Origin of the sequence: Nocardiopsis sp. NPDC006938, assembly GCF_042869555.1 — a bacterium.
GTDB lineage: Bacteria > Actinomycetota > Actinomycetes > Streptosporangiales > Streptosporangiaceae > Nocardiopsis.
Genome location: NZ_JBIAGA010000036.1, coordinates 3,855 through 5,067 on the forward strand (window position 1 = coordinate 3,855; position 1,213 = coordinate 5,067).

Annotated in this window: 1 rRNA gene (running past one end of the window); it reads left to right on the forward strand. The window is 56.4% G+C overall.

Annotated elements, in window-relative coordinates:
• A 23S ribosomal RNA gene (locus ACFYL4_RS27310) occupies nt 1-1,186 on the forward strand (it extends 1,648 nt beyond the left edge of the window).
• Nucleotides 1,187-1,213 lie beyond the last annotated feature (27 nt).

A 1,213-nucleotide genomic window follows, 5' to 3' on the forward strand; every position in this document is an offset into this window, starting at 1 on the left:
CGGTCTTTACGGCCTGAGCTGGGTGGGGTCGCAGATAGCGGGGGGAAGCGACTGTTTATTAAAAACACAGGTCCGTGCGAAGTCGTAAGACGCTGTATACGGACTGACGCCTGCCCGGTGCTGGAACGTTAAGAGGACTGGTTAGTGGGTTTCGGCCTGCGAAGCTAGGAATCTAAGCGCCAGTAAACGGCGGTGGTAACTATAACCATCCTAAGGTAGCGAAATTCCTTGTCGGGTAAGTTCCGACCTGCACGAATGGCGTAACGACTTCCCCACTGTCTCAACCATGGGCCCGGTGAAATTGCACTACGAGTAAAGATGCTCGTTTCGCGCAGCAGGACGGAAAGACCCCGGGACCTTCACTATAGCTTGACATTGGTGTTTGGGATGGTTTGTGTAGGATAGGTGGGAGCCTGTGAGACTGTCACGCTAGTGGCGGTGGAGGCGTTGGTGAAATACCACTCTGACTGTTTCGGGCATCTAACTTTGGACCGTGATCCGGTTCGGGGACAGTGTCTGGTGGGTAGTTTAACTGGGGCGGTTGCCTCCCAAAGAGTAACGGAGGCGCCCAAAGGTTCCCTCAGCCTGGTTGGTAATCAGGTGTTGAGTGTAAGTGCACAAGGGAGCTTGACTGTGAGACGGACGTGTCGAGCAGGAGCGAAAGCTGGGACTAGTGATCCGGCACCGGCGTGTGGAAGCGGTGTCGCTCAACGGCTAAAAGGTACCCCGGGGATAACAGGCTGATCTTCCCCAAGAGTCCATATCGACGGGATGGTTTGGCACCTCGATGTCGGCTCGTCGCATCCTGGGGCTGGAGTTGGTCCCAAGGGTTGGGCTGTTCGCCCATTAAAGCGGCACGCGAGCTGGGTTTAGAACGTCGTGAGACAGTTCGGTCCCTATCCGCTGTGCGCGTTGGAGACTTGAGAAGGGCTGTCCCTAGTACGAGAGGACCGGGACGGACGAACCTCTGGTGTGCCAGTTGTCCTGCCAAGGGCATGGCTGGTTGGCTACGTTCGGGAGAGATAACCGCTGAAAGCATCTAAGCGGGAAGCTTGCTTCGAGATGAGGTCTCCTGCCTCCTTGAGAGGGTAAGACTCCCTGTAGACGACAGGGTTGATAGGCCGGGTGTGGAAGCCTTGTGAGGGGTGGAGCTGACCGGTACTAATAGGTCGAGGGCTTGTCCGCTGCAGATAATTGGATGTTCGCGCACACT